Annotated in this window: 13 protein-coding genes; 5 read left to right on the plus strand and 8 right to left on the minus strand. The window is 73.1% G+C overall.

Annotated features, from left to right (window positions below; genetic code table 11):
* Together Ani05nite_RS37210 and Ani05nite_RS37215 are read left to right on the plus strand one after the other, a co-directional pair.
* Positions 1-405, plus strand: a 405-nt coding sequence (locus Ani05nite_RS37210; protein ID WP_203776355.1) for a cellulose binding domain-containing protein, incomplete at its 5' end; no start/stop codon positions are given.
* A gap of 79 nt (positions 406-484) precedes the next feature.
* Entirely contained in the window at positions 485-2,209 is a 1,725-nt protein-coding gene (locus Ani05nite_RS37215; protein ID WP_203776357.1) for a family 43 glycosylhydrolase, read from the plus strand.
* A 10-nt stretch (positions 2,210-2,219) separates the two neighbouring features.
* Here the strand turns inward: Ani05nite_RS37215 and Ani05nite_RS37220 are convergent, their stop codons facing one another.
* Positions 2,220-2,369 (minus strand): hypothetical protein, encoded by a 150-nt coding sequence (locus Ani05nite_RS37220; RefSeq protein ID WP_203776359.1) that lies wholly within the window; start codon positions 2,367-2,369, stop codon positions 2,220-2,222.
* Positions 2,370-2,629: 260 nt separating this feature from the next.
* Here Ani05nite_RS37220 and Ani05nite_RS37225 point away from each other — a divergent pair, with 260 nt between their 5' ends.
* Positions 2,630-4,831, plus strand: coding sequence for a tetratricopeptide repeat protein (locus tag Ani05nite_RS37225; RefSeq protein WP_203776361.1), 2,202 nt, complete (start codon positions 2,630-2,632; stop codon positions 4,829-4,831).
* Here the strand turns inward: Ani05nite_RS37225 and Ani05nite_RS37230 are convergent.
* The 5 genes from Ani05nite_RS37230 to Ani05nite_RS37250 form a co-directional block, all read right to left on the minus strand.
* The gene (locus tag Ani05nite_RS37230) at positions 4,782-5,480 is read right to left on the minus strand and encodes a LuxR C-terminal-related transcriptional regulator (RefSeq protein ID WP_239131019.1); all 699 of its coding nucleotides are present in this window, start codon (positions 5,478-5,480) and stop codon (positions 4,782-4,784) included. The genes Ani05nite_RS37225 and Ani05nite_RS37230 overlap by 50 nt on opposite strands.
* 150 nt (positions 5,481-5,630) lie before the next feature.
* A complete protein-coding gene (locus tag Ani05nite_RS37235) occupies positions 5,631-6,674 on the minus strand; it encodes an aKG-HExxH-type peptide beta-hydroxylase (RefSeq protein WP_203776363.1) in 1,044 nt (347 codons plus the stop codon).
* A gap of 4 nt (positions 6,675-6,678) precedes the next feature.
* Positions 6,679-8,529 carry a RiPP maturation radical SAM C-methyltransferase gene (locus Ani05nite_RS37240; protein ID WP_239131020.1) on the minus strand — a complete coding sequence of 617 codons (1,851 nt, stop codon included), beginning with the start codon at positions 8,527-8,529 and terminating at the stop codon, positions 6,679-6,681.
* A 5-nt stretch (positions 8,530-8,534) separates the two neighbouring features.
* Positions 8,535-8,864, minus strand: a complete 330-nt coding sequence (locus Ani05nite_RS37245) for a hypothetical protein (RefSeq protein WP_203776365.1) — start codon at positions 8,862-8,864, stop codon at positions 8,535-8,537.
* Positions 8,865-8,956: 92 nt separating this feature from the next.
* Positions 8,957-11,851 (minus strand): AfsR/SARP family transcriptional regulator, encoded by a 2,895-nt coding sequence (locus tag Ani05nite_RS37250; protein WP_203776367.1) that lies wholly within the window; start codon positions 11,849-11,851, stop codon positions 8,957-8,959.
* A 404-nt stretch (positions 11,852-12,255) separates the two neighbouring features.
* Between Ani05nite_RS37250 and Ani05nite_RS37255 the strand changes: the two genes are divergently transcribed.
* Entirely contained in the window at positions 12,256-12,702 is a 447-nt protein-coding gene (locus Ani05nite_RS37255; protein ID WP_203776369.1) for a DUF6232 family protein, read from the plus strand.
* Between the two features lie 2 nt (positions 12,703-12,704).
* On the opposite strand, the gene Ani05nite_RS37260 is transcribed toward Ani05nite_RS37255, so the two are convergent.
* The gene (locus tag Ani05nite_RS37260) at positions 12,705-13,562 is read right to left on the minus strand and encodes a helix-turn-helix domain-containing protein (protein WP_203776371.1); all 858 of its coding nucleotides are present in this window, start codon (positions 13,560-13,562) and stop codon (positions 12,705-12,707) included.
* Positions 13,563-13,915: 353 nt separating this feature from the next.
* On the opposite strand from Ani05nite_RS37260, the gene Ani05nite_RS37265 reads away from it, so the two are divergent.
* Entirely contained in the window at positions 13,916-14,113 is a 198-nt protein-coding gene (locus Ani05nite_RS37265; RefSeq protein WP_203776373.1) for a DUF397 domain-containing protein, read from the plus strand.
* Positions 14,114-14,125: 12 nt separating this feature from the next.
* On the opposite strand, the gene Ani05nite_RS37270 is transcribed toward Ani05nite_RS37265, so the two are convergent.
* On the minus strand, positions 14,126-14,743 hold the full coding sequence (locus Ani05nite_RS37270) for a DUF5753 domain-containing protein (RefSeq protein WP_203776375.1): 618 nt from the start codon (positions 14,741-14,743) through the stop codon (positions 14,126-14,128).
* Positions 14,744-14,767 lie beyond the last annotated feature (24 nt).

The following is a 14,767-nucleotide window of genomic DNA, read 5'->3' on the forward strand; positions in this document are numbered from 1 at the left end:
AAGACCGCCTACACCGCCGTCCTGAACGCCCTCAACGCCGGCGGCACCACCAACCCGCCCACCACGCCGCCGGTGACCCCGCCGACCAGCTCGCCGACCCCGCCGCCGTCCGGCTCCGGCTGCACCGCCGCCGTCTCGCTGAACAGCTGGAACGGCGGCTACGTGGCCACGGTGAAGGTCACCGCCGGGTCCTCGGCGGTCAACGGCTGGACCGTCAGCGTGACGCTGCCCTCCGGCAGCGCCCTCACCGGCGCCTGGAGCGCGACCAACACCGGGACCACCGGGACGGTCAGCTTCCGCAACGTCGACTACAACGGCCGGATCGCCGCCGGTGGCAGCACCGAGTTCGGCTTCCAGGGCACCGGGACCGGGCCCGGCGCCACTCCCACCTGCCGGGTGGGCTGAGCCCGCGCCGGTGACCCCGCCCGCCGGCCCGGCCCGTCCGGGCCGGCGGGCACCATCCCCTCCAGGCCGGAAGGACCCCATGAAACCATCGCCGTTCCGCCGGGTGCGCGCCGTGCTCGCGGTGCTGAGCCTGACCCTGCTGACCCTGCTCGCGCCGAGCCCGGCGCGGGCGGACAACCCGATCGTCCAGACCATCTACACCGCCGACCCGGCGCCGCTGGTGCACAACGGCCGGGTCTACCTCTACACCGGCCACGACGAGGACGCCTCGACGTACTTCACCATGAAGGAGTGGCGGGTCTGGTCGTCCGCCGACATGGTCAACTGGACCGACCACGGCTCGCCGCTCGACCTGGCCAGCTTCAGCTGGGCGAGCAGCAACGCCTGGGCCGGGCAGACCGTCGAGCGCAACGGCAAGTTCTACTGGTACGTGCCGATGACCACCCGCGCCGGCCGGATGGCGATCGGCGTCGCGGTCGCCGACAGCCCCACCGGCCCGTTCCGGGACGCCCTGGGGCACCCGCTGGTCGACACCAACCAGATCGACCCGACCGTGTTCATCGACGACGACGGCCAGGCGTACCTCTACTGGGGCAACCCCGACCTGTGGTACGTCCGGCTCAACGCCGACATGATCTCCTACGCCGGCAGCCCCGCCAAGATCCCGCTCACCACCGCCGGCTTCGGCACCCGCACCGGCGACGCGAACCGGCCCACCCTGTTCGAGGAGGGACCCTGGGTCTACAAGCGCAGCGGCCTCTACTACCTGGTGTTCGCCGCGAAGTGCTGCTCGGAGTTCATCGCCTACTCGACGGCGCCCGGACCGCTGGGACCGTGGACCTACCGCGGCACGATCATGCCCACCCAGGGCAGCAGCTTCACCAACCACCCGGGCATCGTCGACTTCAACGGGGGCTCGTACTTCTTCTACCACAACGGCGCGCTGCCGGGCGGCGGCGGCTACACCCGCTCGGTCGCCGTGGAGAAGTTCAGCTACCGCGCCGACGGCACCATCCCGACGATCACCATGACGGCGGCCGGCGCGCCGCAGGTGGGGACGCTCAACCCGTACGTCCGCCAGGAGGCGGAGACCATCGCCACCGAGACCGGAGTCGAGACCGAGGCGGCCGGGACCGGCAACCGCGCGGTCAGCTTCATCGACAACGGCGACTGGATCAAGGTCAAGGGGGCCGCCTTCGGCACGGGCGCCGCGACCTTCACCGCCCGGGTCGCCTCCGCCACCAGCGGCGGCCGGATCGAGGTGCGGCTCGACGGCAGCACCGGCGCCCTGGCGGGGACCTGCACCGTCCCCGGCACCGGCGGCTGGCAGACCTGGACGACCGTGTCGTGCCCGGTGACCGCGGCCGGCCAGCACGACCTGTACCTGCGCTTCACCGGCGGCAGCGGCAGCCTGTTCAACGTGGACTGGTGGCAGTTCTCCCCCACGGGCTCGACACCGCCGCCGAGCACGCCCCCGCCGACCACCCCTGCGCCCTCGACCCCTCCGGTGGCCGGATGCGCCGCGACCTACCGCACCACCAGCACCTGGAACGGCGGGTTCCAGGCGGAGGTCACCGTCACGGCGGGCCCGTCCGCCCTGGGCGGCTGGCGGGTGAGCTGGACGCCGGCCGCCGGACAGACCATCAGCCAGGCATGGAACGGCACGCTGAGCACCAGCGGCTCGACCGTGGCGGTGGGCAACGCCTCGTACAACGGCAGCCTGGCGGCCGGGGCCTCGACGACGTTCGGCTTCCTCGCCGGCGGCAGCGCGTCGACGCCGGCGCTGACCTGCACCCCCGCCTGACCCGTCGGATCTAGCGGTCGCCCTCGTCGTCGCGCCTGCGGTCGTGCAGCTCACGCACCTTCCGCGCGACGTCGAGGGCCCCGCCGACGAGGATGACGACGGCACCGGCGGCGTTCAGGATGGCCGAGAGGTCGGACCAGGACACGGGCAGTAGGAACATCGGAGGGCTCTCCCCGCAGAGATCGACGACGACAGAACTCCTCCAGCCTCGGCCGATCCCCCGACAGCGTCACCCTGGCGTTACAGCCTGATACAAGGCCGCCACTTTGGACCGCCCTTGCGCGGTAGTCACAGAGGGGTATTGCATGCCTACTATCGGTCATGGCCCGTCGATCCGAGACCCCGCGAGATCCGCAGTCCATCCTACGGCTGCAGCTGCGCCTGTGCCGTGAGCACAACGGCCAACCACCCTTGCGACTGATGGCAGAACGCACCAAAGATGAGGACATCGGACACAGCTATTCGCACACCACCATCGGGAAGAAGCTCGAGGGGAACGCGCCGATCGACTGGATCTTCGTCCAGGCGATGGTCCGGGTCCTGCACCGCCTCGGTGGGCATCCCGGCGAGCCCGATCTCGCGCGGTGGCTCAAACTGTTCGAGCAGACCCTGCGGCACGACCACTGGGTAGGGTCGCCGCCGCCCCTGGCCGACGCCTACCAGAGCCGTCCCCTCGCGGACGAGCTCAGCCTCGAAGTCGCGCGCGGCCGCACGGTCGTTCTCCGCGGGTTCGGCGGGGTGGGCAAGACCCAGTTCGCCGCCGACCTGGTCTACCGGTCCTGGACGGAGCACCTCGTCGATGTCGTCGTCTGGGTGGACGCCGCCGACCGGGCCGCCCCGCTCGCCGCCCTGAGCAAACTGGCCGGCAAGCTCGGCATCGAGGCCGACGGCGACGAGGAGGTCCTGGCCCGGCAGGTGCTGGCCCGGCTCGCCGAGCGCGGCGGCCACCGGGCGCTGATCGTTTACGACGGCGTGCGGAACCCCGCCGATCTGGACGGTCTGTGGCCGCTGCCGGGCGACACCGCGACGGTGGTAACCACCCAGTGTCGACAGGACGCGCTCGAGGGACACGGGCGGATCGTCCACACCGTCGGTGTCTTCGAGCCCGGCGAGTCCTTGGGCTACCTGCGCGAGAAGCTCGACGGCGAAGGCCTCGAGGACGCCGCCCGGCTCGCCGAGGAGCTCGGCCACCTGCCGCTCGCCCTGTCGCTGGCCGGGGCGTACATGAAGAACTACGCGCTGGATTGCCCCGAGTATCTGCGCAGGTTCCGGGAGCTGCGGCTCGTCGATCTCTCGCCGGACCGGGACGCCGCGACCCTGGCCACGGCGTGGAACCTCGCGATCACTGCGGCCGACGAACGCCGGCCCGAGGGCGCGGCTCGGCTGCTGCTCCAGTTCGCGGCCAATCTGGATCCGCACGGCTCCCCGGCGGCACTGTTCCTGACCGAGGCCGTCCGGGCCATGCTCACGGCCCGCCGCGGCCGGGCGACCAGCGCCGACGACGCCCGCGACGGCGTGTCGAACCTGCGGCTGCTGAGCCTGTGCGAGGACCTCGACGGGCATCGCACCATCACTGTGCACCCGCTCCTGCAGCGGTCGGTACGCGAGGACGCGCCCGCGGCGGTGTGCGCACTCGCCGGCTGCGCGGCGGACGCCCTGCTGGAAAGATGGCCCACGGTCGAGGGCGACGTCGGCCTCGTCGAGCAGCTGCGCAACAACACCGAGGCCCTGCGCCGGAACGCCGATGACGCGCTGTGGCGGAACGGGCTGCACCGGGTCGTGTTTCGCGCGGGCAACAGCCTCACCGCCCAGGGGCTGCCGGTCACAGCCCTGCGATACTGGCAGGAGCTGGTGCCTTCGGCGGTCAAGCACCTCGGCGCCGAGCACGCCGACACACTCACCGTCAGGCACAATCTCGCGTGGGCCCGGCATCGCACCGGAGACCACGCCGGCGCGCTGGACGAGATGCGCGATGTGTGGGAGATCCGCCGCCGGGTCCTGCCCGCCGAGGATCTGAACACCCTCGCCGCACTGCACGGCATCACGGTGTTCCAGCAAGCGCTGGGAAACCGCGAGGGCGCCGCGGCGTCCCTGGCGGCCCTGGTGACCCGGTACGACCGGCGGGTCGGGGCGGACGATCGCGACACGCTCAACGCCCGCAAGGATCTGGCCTGCATGCTGGGCGAACTCGAGTCCCCGGCGGTGGCGGTATCCCGGCTCCGCGCGCTGGTGGACAGATATCGCACCGTGGTCGGCGTCGATGATCCGGACACGCTGGACGTCGAGCTCGTGCTGGCCGGATGGCTGGCCGGCACGGGCGAGCTCGACGAGGCGCGGTCGCTCGTCGACCGGCTGATCGGCGACTACCGCAGGGTGCTCGGTGCGGACCACCTCACCACGCTGCAGGTCCGCTACTACGCCGCCGATGTGCGCCGGCAGCAAGGTCAGCGGAGGCAGGCCGGGCGCGCGATGCGTGGACTCCGCCGCGAACTGCAGCCGCTGCTCGGCGCGGGCCGGCCGGAGCTCGCGGAGCTCGACGACGAGATCGACGGCTGGCTGGCCGAGCTGCACCTCAGGCGGCGTGCGGCAGCTGCACCAGCCCGAGGCGGTACGCCGTCGTGACGGCATGCGTGCGGTTGCGGACGCCCAGCTTCATGAGCACCCGCCCGACGTGCGTCCGTACCGTCAGGGAACTCAGGACCAGCGCGTCCGCGATCTCGGCGTTGGACAGTCCCCGCGCCATCAGCACCAGGATCTCGTGTTCGCGCCGGGTCAGCCGGTCCGGCGGGGCGCCGGCGAGCCCGAGGACCGGCCGGCCGGCCGCCTCCCGCAACAGGTCGCCCAGGACCGCCGGGTCGAGCCAGATGCCGGCGGCGGTGACCGTGCGGACCGCGCGGGCCAGCCGGTCGGTGGCGGTCTCCTTGAGCAGGTAGCCGGCCGCGCCGGCGAGCAGCGCGTCGCAGACCAGCCGGGGGGTGTGCCGGTCGGTCAGGACCACCACCCGGGCGGTCCCGCCCGCGACGACCTCGGCGATCACGTCGGCGCCGCCGGCCGGGAGGTCCGTCACGACCACGTCGGGGCGGAGCCCGGCGGCGGCGGCGAGCACGTCACCGGGCGTGGCCTCGCCGGCCACGCGGAGGTCCGGCGTGGCGTCCAGCACGGCCGCTACACCGGCGCGGATCAGCGGTATCTCGTCGGCGATCAGCACCCGGACGGTCGTCACGCCGTCGCGCCGGGCGGGCAGCGGGCGCACGGATGACAGCTCGGTCACGTCGTCGCCCCCTCTCGCGGTTCCGTCCTGGTCACCGGGGCCTCCTGGCTGCGCTCACTCGTCGTCGCGCTGATGCCGTTCAGCCTCGCGGGCACCGCTGGACCATCCGCTACAGCGATCTCTGCACCGCATCGCTCCGCCGGGGCCCGGTCAGTCGTACGAGCCGTGCCGGATCGCGTCCACCAGGCCGGCCACCGCCCGGCCGCCGGGCGTCAGGAACGGCTCGGCGGTGCGCAGAGCGTCGATCATCGCCGGTCGGTCGAAGCCGTCGCGTGCCCGGCCGGCCAGCGCCGCGACGCGGTCGGCCGGGAACTCCCGGGCCGCCGCGGGACGCCGCCAGAACGACCACAGGGCGAACCACACGCAGCAGGCGTGCGCGAACGAGTGCAGGTGCAGCCGGCGCCCGGTCCACGGCGAGGCGACGGGCACCCGGTCGGCGGCGGCCCGGTCCCGCAGCAGCGGCTCGTCGCGTTCGACGAGGTAGAGGAACGAGTGGACGGCCTCGTGGAGCAGCCGGTCGAGGACGCCGGCCGGGTCGGCCGGCGGGCCGGCCAGGTTGCCGAAGGCGGGGCCGCCGATGCGGCGTTCGGTCGAGAACGACGTCGCGGCGTCGCCCGGGCCGCGGCGGGCCACGACGACCCGGACCGACGAGGTGACCAGGTGGTGGGCCTCGGGGCTGATCCGCCGGGCGGCGGCCAGGGCGGCGTCGGCGGCGGTCACGACCTCGCGCAGGGCCTCCGGCCGGTACGCCACGGTCGGCCCGGCCCAGTCCAGGGCGGCGTACGGGCTGCGGGTGTCCACCGGTATGCCCGGGGCCAGCCGGGGCGCGTGGTACGCGCCGTCCGCGCCCTCCGCCGGGAACCAGCAGTCGCCCAATGCGGTCCACACCGGCCGGCCCGGCGCCCGCGCCGGGTCGAGGCGGCGGAGCTCGGCCAGCGCGCCGGTCAGGAAGAAGTGCAGGTCGTGCGGGGGTCCGTAGTGCAGCCGGCGGCCGCTCTCCGGCGCCAGCACCAGCCGCGTCGTGCTCGCCTCGGGCAGCTCGCCCACGATCGAGCGCAGCCGGTCGCCGATGTGGGCCCGCACGAACCGGTCCAGCATGGCCTCGAACCGGTCCCGGGAGGCGGCCGCGAACCGGTCGTGCAGTTCGCGGTGCCGGGCCGCCGCCGGTCGCCAGGACAGGACGTCGGCGACCACCGGCTCACCGTCCCGCGGTCGCGGGCAGCGCCAGGGCGAGGAACTGGTCGCCGTCGCGCATCATCAGGCCCCGGTCGCAGAACTCGGCCAGCGCGCCGGTCACCTCGTCCCGGGACGGGCCCGGGTCGAGCCGGCCGTGCATCGCCGCCGCGGTGACCGGGCGATCGGCGCAGCTCAGGTAGATCGCGGCCAGCGGGCCGTCGAAGGTGAACGTGCCCGCCTCGGCCGGCGTGCGCGCGTCCTCGATCTGCAGGAAGCCTTCCGCGTGCCGGAAGGTCAGGGTGGGCCGTTCCGGCGCGCGCCAGGCGTCCCGCCAGGCCCGCACCACCCGCCGGGTGCCGTCCATCGTCTCCTCCGGCACCGACCCGTCGAACTCGTACTCGAAGAAGTAGGCGATCCGCTCCAGGTCGACCGACTCGGGATAGATCTGCCCGTAGCCGCGGTGCGGGCGCCGGTAGCGGGCCGGGAACGCCGCCGGATCGGCGAAGATCGGGCTGAAGCGTTCCATCCAGATGCGGGTCGGCGCGCCGGGCGGTGATAGATGCGCCAGCAGCGGCAGGAGTGCCTCCTGGCGCTCGTAGTCCGCCGCGCGTTCGCCGGGGAAGCCGAAAAGCAGGTTCCAGTGCACCTTGATGCCGTAGTAGCGGGCCCAGCGCAGCGTGTTGACGTTCTGGATGCCGGTGACGCCCTTGCGCATCAGCCGCAGGACCGGCGTGCTCAGCGACTCGATGCCCGGCTGCACCCGGCTCACGCCGGCCTGCCGCAGCAGCCGCAGCTGGTCGCGGGTCAGGTTGGACTTGAGCTCGTAGAAGATCTCGTAGTCGGTGCCGGCGGCGACCAGCTCGGCCAGCAGGGTACGCAGATACGCCATGTCCAGGATGTTGTCGACGGCCTCGAAGCGGAAGCTGCGGTAGCGGCGCGCCGCCTGCGCCAGCTCCTGGCGTACCCGGCCCGGCGACTTGCTGCGGAAGGCCATCCCGGTGCCGTTGAGGCCGCAGAACGTGCAGTGGTGCTTGGCGCCCCACCAGCAGCCCCGGGAGCTCTCGAACGGGATGGCGACGTCGCGCCTTGGCGCCCGGGTGAGCAGCCCGAGGCGCTCGGCCCGGTCGAAGTACTCGGTGTAGTCCGGCATCGGGAGCTCGTCCAGCCGGGTGAACGGCGGACGGTGCCCGACCGCGGTCACGCCCCCGTCGCGCCGGCACACCACGCCCGGCACGGCCGCCGGGTCGGCGCCCGTCGCCAGCGCCCGGAGGAACTCCGGGAAGGCCTCGTCGCCCTCGCCGATGACCGCGTAGTCCACGCAGCCGATCGCGCCGGTCAGCTCGACGCCCATCTCGCCCTCGAAGTTCGCCCCGCCGAACAGCGTGACCACCGCGGGGTGGGCGGCCTTGATCCGGGCGGCCAGGGCGAACGAGGCGAGGTTCTGCTGGAACGTCGACGTGAAGCCCACGACGTCGAAGCCGCCCCACGGGATCTCGGCCATCAGGCGGTCGAGGAACCGGGGCACCTGCTCCTCGCGCACGGATCTCAGGAACTCCAGCGGGTGTGCGACGTCGGGCAGCGCGGCGCGCAGGAACGGCTCGTCGGCCGGGACGGGCGCACCGGGTCCGGGGGCCGGGCCCGGGAACGCGGCCGCGGCGAAGAGCCAGTCGCCGAGGAAGGACCGCCCGACGTCGCCGATCGCCTCGTAGGCGCCGGCGCCGATGAGGTCGGCGAACTCGAGATTGAGGTGGAACGTCTCGGCCGGGAACCCGTGGGCGCCGGCGATCGCCTTCAGCAGGCCCAGCTGGATCGACGGCCGGAACTGGGAGTGGAAGGGCATCGACACGAGCGCGACCCGCGGCGGTGAGGCCATGACGGTCAGCGGGGCGGCTCGGTGTCCGGCCCGGAGTGCTGGACCGAGTTCTCGACGCTCGGTCCGTCGAGGGCGTCCTGGATGCTGCCGCCCTTGGCCGACTCGGCGACGGTGCGGAACGCCGTGCCCCGGCCCCGCTCGTACGCGTCCCGGAAGCCCTCCGACAGCAGCCCGGCGCGGACGGCCGGGGCCGGTTCGGCGGCGGGCCGGCCGAACCGGTGCATGATGGTCAGCAGCACGCCGCGCTCGGTCTCCGACAGGGTCCGGGCGAACTCGTCGAGCTTGGTGGCCAGATTGCGCAGTTCGTCCTCAGTGACGGGGAGTTCGTCAGCCATCGCCTGAGCTCCTTCGGTCCACAGGTTCCCGAGGTCACACGCGTGCCGGGCCACCATACCGCCGCACCGCGGCGGATGTCATCGATCGATGTTCATCTTCCGATCGGGGCCGGCTCGACCGGTTCCAGCCGGGCCCGGATCAGGGCGTCGTCGGGATGGCGCAACTCGTCCAGGATGGTGACGGCCCGGCCCCAGGCGGCGTACGCCGCGTCTGCGTCGCCGGCCGCGTGCAGGGCGTCGCCCAGCCGGGTCAGCGAGTCGGTCTCGTTGTAGCGGTCGCCCAGGTCCTGGAAGCCCTCCAGGGCCTGCTCATAGGCGCGCACCGCCTCGTCGAACGCACCCAGGGCGTGGTAGGCGTATCCGAGGCTGTCCCAGGTGTTGGCCTCGCCCTCGCGGTCGCCGGCCTCCTGCAGCATGGCCAGCGCCTGCCGGCAGATGCTCAGGCTCTCCTGCGGGCTGCCCAGCCGGGCCCGGTACCAGCCCACGGCGTTGAGCGCCCGGCCCCACCCCACCTGGTGCTCGCAGGCCCGGTAGAGCTCCAGGGCCAGCTCGGCGTGCCGCAGCGCGTCCGGGTAGCGGCGCTGCTGGTCGTACATCCACGACGTGCTCAGCTGGGTGCGGGCCCGGCCGGCGCCGTCGGCCAGCCCGGTGAACAGGTCGAAGGCGAGCTGGTGATGGGCGCGGGCGTCGGCGAAGTCGCCCAGCCGGGTGCGGACCCGGGCCAGGCTGAGATGCGTGTAGGCCTGCCCGCACCGGTCACCGGAGCGCCGGGCCGTGTCCAGGGCCACCTGCGCGGTGAGCAACTGGTCGCGCAGGTGCCCCTGGTAGAACAGGAACGTCGTCAGCGTCCACGCCAGCTGCCAGCTGTGCGCCGCGAAGTCGTGGGCCGCCGCCCGGCCGACCGCCGCGACCAGCACCGGGTGTTCGGCGGTGAACCAGGCCAGCGCCCGGGTGCGGTCCGGGATGTCCTCGCACACCGTTCCGGGCGCCGGCGGGATCAGGGTCAGCGGGTCCTCGCGCCGGCTCAGCCGGGCCGTCGCCAGGCCCGCCGTCTGCAGGTAGTGGTCGAGCATCCGGTGGATCGCGGCGCGCCGGTCGGCCGGCGTGTCCAGGGTGGACGTCTGTTCGCCGGCGTACGCCCGCAGCAGGTCGTGGAAGGCGAACCGGCCCGGCGCGTGCTCGGTGACCAGATGGGCCCGGGACAGCTCGGCCAGCTGCCGGCGCGCCTCGCGGATCGTGCCGCCGGTCAGCGCGGCCGCGGCGGGCACCGCGATGTCCGGGCCCGGATGCAGCGCGAGCCGGCGGAACATCCGGGCGGCGCCCCCGCTCAGCGTCCGGTACGACCACCCGAAGACCCCGCGTACGTCGGTCTCCGCGTCGCCGTCGTCGAAGGCGTCCAGGCCGGAGTACGCCGTCCGCAGCTGCCCGGCCAGCACCGCGAGGGAGAACTTGGGGTGCACGGCGGCGCGGGCGGCGACGATGGTGAGCGCGAGCGGCAGCCGCGCGCACGCGTCGATGATGTCCTCGACCGCTCCCGGCTCGGCGTCCACCCGGGCCCGGCCGATCCGCCGGGCCAGCAGCCGGCGCGCCTCGACGGCCGACAGCAGGTCCACGGTGACCGGCCGGGCGTCCTGGCCGACGATGAGCCCGGCCAGCTGATCGCGGCTGGTGATCACGACGAGGCAGCCCGGCGCCCCGGGCAGCAGCGGCCGGACGTGCTGGGCGTCGCGGGCGTTGTCGAGCACGATCAGCACCCGCTTGCCGGCCAGCAGGCTGCGGTACAGCCCGGCCTGGGCGTCCGGGCTGATCGGGATGCGCTGGGGCGGCACGGCGAACGCGTCCAGGAAGCCGCGGATCGCCTCGCCCGGCTGCACCGCGGCGCCGCCGGGGTCGAAGCCGCGCAGGTTGACGTAGAGCTGGCCGTCCGGGAACCGGTCGCGCACCCGGTGCGCCCAGTGCACCGCCAGGGCGGTCTTGCCGATGCCGGCGGTGCCGGAGATCGCCACGACCGGGGTGGCGGTGTCCGGGCCGCCGCCGTCGTCGAGCAGCCGGTCCAGCCGCACCAGCTCGTCGTCGCGGCCGGTGAAGTCGGGAATGTTCAGCGGCAGCTGCGCCGGTGTCTGGCCGGCCGCGGCGGGACCGCCGGACCGGTCGTCGTCCCGCGCGGGCTCCACCGGTACGGCGTCGGTCACGCCGGTCTCCCCGGCGGCGTTCTTGAGGTCCGGATCGGCGGCCAGGATCCGCCGGTGCAGCAGCCGCAGCGGCTCGGCCGGATCGATGCCGCAGTCGTCGCGCAGGCGCCGGCGCGCCTGCTGGAACACCGCGAGCGCCTCGGCCTGCCGGTCGGACCGGTACAGCGCGATCATCAGCAGCTCGTACAGGCGCTCCCGCAGGGGCTCCTCGGCGAGCAGGCGGCGCAGGGTGGCGATGTGGTCGCGGTGCCGGCCCAGCGCCAGCTCCGCCTCGATCCACTCCTCGGCCAGCCCGACCCGGCGCTCGGCCAGCGCCGCCCGCTGCTGCTGCAGGTAGGGACCGGGCAGCCCCTCGAAGCTGGGCCCGCGCCACAGCCGCACCGCGCGGGCCAGGGCCTCGGCGGCCGCCGGCAGGTCACCGCGGGCGCGGGCCACCCGGGCCCGCTGTTGCTCCGCGTCGGACACCGCGAGGTCGAGGGCGCCGGCGGCGACCTCCAGGCGGTAGCCGGCGTCCGTCCACGTCAGCCGGCTGGCCGAGGCGGGGGCGTCGTCCAGCACCCGGCGCAGCGATGACACGTGCCGCTGGAGCAGGTTGACGGCGCACCCGGGGATCGCCTCGCCCCACAGCGCCTCCACCAGCTGCTGCCGGCCGACCGGCCGGTTGGCGTTGAGCAGGAGCACCGCCAGCACGGCGCGGCGTTGCGCCGGGCCCAGCGACACCGGGGTCGGACCGCGCCAGGCACGCAGCGGTCCCAGAATCTCGAAGCGAATCCCGGCCTCTCCGTCGGGCCTCATCACGGCCTCCCGCGATCACGGTGCCCCTCGCCGCCAGTCCCGCGTGCCCCGGCCACTCCAGTTGTACTCCGGCGGCGCCGCGGCCAGCGACGTGATTTCCCGCGCCCGGGCGCGAATCCGCGGGTGGATCGCCCGGCGGCGGGAACTGTCGGATGGACGACGACCCCGCCCTACGGGCGCCGGCATCCGTACCGGATGGCGCGGGCAGCGCCGCCCGAGCTGAGCGTTCGTTCAGCGCGGCAAGGGACGAATCACTCAAGACCCGCTAAACGCCGGGACGAACCGTATGAAACACGCTTTCCTCCTAGTCTGCGTTACGCAGATAGCCGCACGCCGACGGCTGAGTGATAAATGAGTCTTGCTGACAGCCGATTCAGGGCCGACCATGAGACCGGGAGGTCGGCATGGCAGCCAACTCAGACACTTCGGCGGGGGGACGGGTCTACTACCCCGGCCCCGGCATCGTCGTCACCCGCGCCTACATCGAGACCTCGCAGGCCCGGTACCGGATCGGCGATCTGGTCATCGACGATCCGTCCTATCTCTACGCCCACCCGGCCCGCGCGGTCGCGCTCTACTGCGCGGTGGTCGAACTCCTGCTGGCCACGGGCGTCGCCGCGCTGTACGGCTCGGCGGGGACGCTGCTCTGCGGGTCCGGCGCGGTCGCCGCGGCCGGCCTGGCCGGCGCCCTCTGGGCCGACGACCGCCGCAACCCCCGGCGCATGGAACTCACGGCGTGGTACCGGGGGCGTCGCGTGGTGCTGTTCGCCTCGGCCGACCACCGCGTCTTCGAGCAGGTACGGCGGGCCGTGATCCGCGCCCGGGAAGCCAACGAACGGCCGCAGCCCTGAGCTCAGCCGCCGCGCAGCGCGTCCCGGCTCGAGCGGATGAGCTGCAGGGCCCGGTCGCCCGTCCGGCCGTAATCGACCAGGTCCTGGAAGAGGGCGTTGTGCCGGTCGGTCGCCCCGCGGTCGGTCAGCAGGAAGTCGGCTCCCGCCGCACCCTCCACGAAGAGCACGTCGGGGTGGCTGCGGCCGGCGAACTTCAGCAGCTCGAACGAGCCACCCAGGCCGGAGTGGTGCTCCAGATCCAGCGGCGTCACGCCGAGGGCGAAGGTCTCGTCGTCCTCGGCCAGCTTCAGGAGATGGTCGAGCTGGCGGGCCATGAGGTCGCGGCCGCCGATCGGACGCCGGAGCACGGCCTCGTCGATCACCGCTATCACCCGCGGCGCGTCCGGGCCGCCGAGGCGCTCGAACAGCGCCTGCTGACGATCCATCCGCAACTCGACGCGGGCCTGCACCTGCTCGTCGTTCGGATCGGCGCGCAGCGTGCGCGCGGTGACGGCGCGCGCGTAGTCCCGGGTCTGCAGCAAACCGGGAACGAACAGCAACTGCCAGGCCCGGATGACGGCGGCCTCGTTCTCGTAAGCCACGAAATCAGCATAGGCCCCGGTCAATCGATGGCGGCTGTACCACTGCCGGGAGCGGGCGGTACGGGCGAGCCGGGACAGTTCCGCGAGCACATTCTCGTCGGTTACGCCGTAGTGACCCAGCAGCGCGCGAACCTCCAAGGGCTGGATCGACACCTCGCCCTTTTCTATTCGGGTGAGTTTCGAGACCGACCAGTCCATGTCGGTGGCGACCGCGGCAACGCTCAGGCCGGCCTCGTCGCGCAACTCCCGCAGGCGCTGGGCGACGTTCGCCTTGGCCACCTTGGGTCCCATCGGGGCCGCGGGCGTCACGAACTGCTCAGCTCCCTCCGGCATGCCTCACCGCCCGTCGACTGCCGCCATGAATCTGCAGATTGCAAGTGGCCGATGCCCACCCGCGAAAGCCTAGCATCGCGCTGGCGTTCCCTTGTCGACACACCACGGCGGCACATTGCCGTCGTCCATTCGGCGGATACATCACGCTCAATTTCGGGTACTGTCAGTGATTGGCCGACTCCCATGGGCTGCCCTGTTCGCCGGCGTGGCCGGCGGCGTTCGGATATGCCGCCCCTGCCGCCCCTGAGACGTGGCCTTTCGACCGATGGGCCGATGCGAGGCCGTTCCCAGGAGGCACAGTGCGCAACCGGACCGAACCGGGCTGGCACAAGAGCTCGAGAAGCTCCAGCGGAAACTGCGTGGAGATCAGGAAGGAGGGCGACCGGGTGCTCATGCGCGACTCCAAGGATCGGCTCGGTCCCGTTCTCGCCTTCGACCTCGGCGCATTCCGGGCCTTCATCGCCGGCCTGACGGCCGGGGACGACCCGGCCGCCTGACCGAAGCGCCGGTCAGCCGCTGATGAGCTTGGCCATCAGGGTGCGGGCCTCCTCGCCCGAGGCCGCCGCGTCCATCAGGGAGTTCGTCAGCTCCCGGTAGAGGGCGATCCGGTCCCGGTCGCCGTCGAGGATCCGGTCGCCCTCGGCGCCCTCGAAGAAGACCAGGCTGCCGTCCGCCGCGTCGTAGAGCTCGTAGGTTCCCGCCAGGCCCCGATGCGGGCCGTGCTCCAGCGGAATCACTCCGATCCGGACGGTCGGCAGGTGCGACACCTCGATCAGGTGCTCGATCTGGTGGCGCATCGCGGCCGACCCGGCGGGCGCCCGGCGCAGCACGGACTCGTCCAGCACCACGTGCACCTGCGGCGGGTCGTCGCTGCGCAGCCGCTCGAGGAAAGCCCCATGGCGCTCGTCGCGGACATCCCGGCGCTCGACGGCCTCGGCGTCGGCCGGGTCCAGGCCGGAGATGCCGCAGATCAGATCCTGCGCGTACGCGGGCTCCTGGAACACGCCCGGGACGTAGAGCGGGGCGTTGTAGAAGATGCTACCGGCCACCTTCTCCGTTTCGCGGAGCCGCCGGAAGGCGTCCGAATTGCGGACATCGAACATCTTCGTCATGGTCCAGCCCTCCATATGGCCGATGCTAGCGCGAACGCC

Source organism: Actinoplanes nipponensis (assembly GCF_016862275.1).
Classification (GTDB): Bacteria; Actinomycetota; Actinomycetes; order Mycobacteriales; family Micromonosporaceae; genus Actinoplanes; species Actinoplanes nipponensis.

Coding starts and splice junctions, on each gene's coding strand:
- Ani05nite_RS37255 (WP_203776369.1), top strand. CDS start 12,256: ATGGCAGCCAACTCAGACACTTCGGCGGGGGGACGGGTCTACTACCCC.
- Ani05nite_RS37245 (WP_203776365.1), bottom strand. CDS start 8,864: ATGGCTGACGAACTCCCCGTCACTGAGGACGAACTGCGCAATCTGGCC.
- Ani05nite_RS37215 (WP_203776357.1), top strand. CDS start 485: ATGAAACCATCGCCGTTCCGCCGGGTGCGCGCCGTGCTCGCGGTGCTG.
- Ani05nite_RS37225 (WP_203776361.1), top strand. CDS start 2,630: ATGGCAGAACGCACCAAAGATGAGGACATCGGACACAGCTATTCGCAC.
- Ani05nite_RS37270 (WP_203776375.1), bottom strand. CDS start 14,743: ATGGAGGGCTGGACCATGACGAAGATGTTCGATGTCCGCAATTCGGAC.
- Ani05nite_RS37250 (WP_203776367.1), bottom strand. CDS start 11,851: ATGAGGCCCGACGGAGAGGCCGGGATTCGCTTCGAGATTCTGGGACCG.
- Ani05nite_RS37240 (WP_239131020.1), bottom strand. CDS start 8,529: ATGGCCTCACCGCCGCGGGTCGCGCTCGTGTCGATGCCCTTCCACTCC.
- Ani05nite_RS37220 (WP_203776359.1), bottom strand. CDS start 2,369: ATGTTCCTACTGCCCGTGTCCTGGTCCGACCTCTCGGCCATCCTGAAC.